The 1,236-nt window shown below is 28.9% G+C and carries 2 protein-coding genes; both read right to left on the bottom strand.

What is annotated here, in order from left to right; all coding sequences use genetic code 11:
* Positions 1–282 precede the first annotated feature (282 nt).
* Positions 283–432, bottom strand: a complete 150-nt coding sequence (locus ACYF68_RS13415) for a hypothetical protein (RefSeq protein WP_461047688.1) — start codon at positions 430–432, stop codon at positions 283–285.
* Complete coding sequence (locus tag ACYF68_RS13410; RefSeq protein WP_461047686.1) at positions 422–688, bottom strand: hypothetical protein; 267 nt, start codon at positions 686–688, stop codon at positions 422–424. The genes ACYF68_RS13415 and ACYF68_RS13410 overlap by 11 nt, the downstream gene beginning before the upstream one ends.
* Positions 689–1,236 lie beyond the last annotated feature (548 nt).

Here is a 1,236-nt window from a genome sequence, read left to right as displayed (position 1 = left end):
AGATTAGGTTCAAAACCTTTAAAAACAGTTCAAAAAACTAGACATTATGTTTATTTTCTATCGTTTCTATTTTATTATGAGCTTTATCAAAATGAATTTTTCTTCTTTGTTCTTTTTCTTTATTTAAAAATAAAAATAAAATTCCAACCAAAAATGTAGTAATTGTAATTACCCAATTAGTAATAAATAGCCACTCTTTTACATCATAGCTATTATATAAAGCAATTAACGAAAAAATGCTAGATAAAAAAGCACCTATTAATAATTGCCCAAAATCTATTTTTAAAAAAAACTATCATTATGATTACCAAAACTATTAATTTCACGTTTTAATTCTTCCCAATCAGACTCTGGTACAGGTAACATTTTTTCCATTTTTAATTCTACAACTTGAAAATCTTGAGTAAATTTTAAATGATCTTTATTCTGCATGATTTATATCTATTCCTAAAACTATCGGATTAAAAAAATGAGTATTACCACAATGTTCACACGTAGCAGGAATAAAAAACATAACTGATGAATCTCCTCCAACTACCATATTTCCACCTTGAAATTCTCTTGTTTCAAATAAAACTTCAGATAAATTCCATTTATTATTTAAACAAATAGTACATTTTTTATCATTTTTCCATAACCCCTCTAATTTGGATATTAAAATTTCTTGTTGTTTTTTTGTAAGTCTCATTATCTAATTTCCACCTTTCAAAAAGTAAACATATTTTAAAATATAAAAAAATAAAATAAACAATCACTCGTAAACCAGACTAACAATCACCCTAGTCTTAGTTACTTTCATAAATTATCTCGCTTAGACCTTTATCTAAACTATAACAAATAAGTTTAATATTTTAATCTATTTATATTTTTGTATTTATTCCAATTTCCTTTTGGTGTGAACCAACGGCACCCCTAAAAACCCAAAAGCTGTCGGTAGGCATTTTTGATACCTCACGGTATCTGCCTACCGGCTTTTTAGTTTATTCAGGGGTGCTTTTCCCACCAAAAGTTTTCTCGGCATAAATGGATCTCCGATGATTATATGGCTCAAAACGTCAAAAAGAGCCCTCAGAGCGTTTCTAAGCATTTAAATCACAGGAAAGTACCCTAAAAATGATTTAAACGCTCATATGCGCTTATTTGGACTCTGAAATGGTGTCTAACTCTCAGTTCGGTTTAAATTCAAATCTCAGTACTGCCCAGTTACGCACACGACACTTTTTAGCAAAGTGTCGT

The organism is Salinicoccus sp. CNSTN-B1 (genome assembly GCF_054792835.1).
This window is presented reverse-complemented; position numbering and strand designations above follow the sequence as displayed.

Bases quoted from the DNA above. Each gene is read 5' to 3' on its own strand.
- ACYF68_RS13415 (WP_461047688.1), bottom strand. From the start codon at position 432: ATGCAGAATAAAGATCATTTAAAATTTACTCAAGATTTTCAAGTTGTA.
- ACYF68_RS13410 (WP_461047686.1), bottom strand. From the start codon at position 688: ATGAGACTTACAAAAAAACAACAAGAAATTTTAATATCCAAATTAGAG.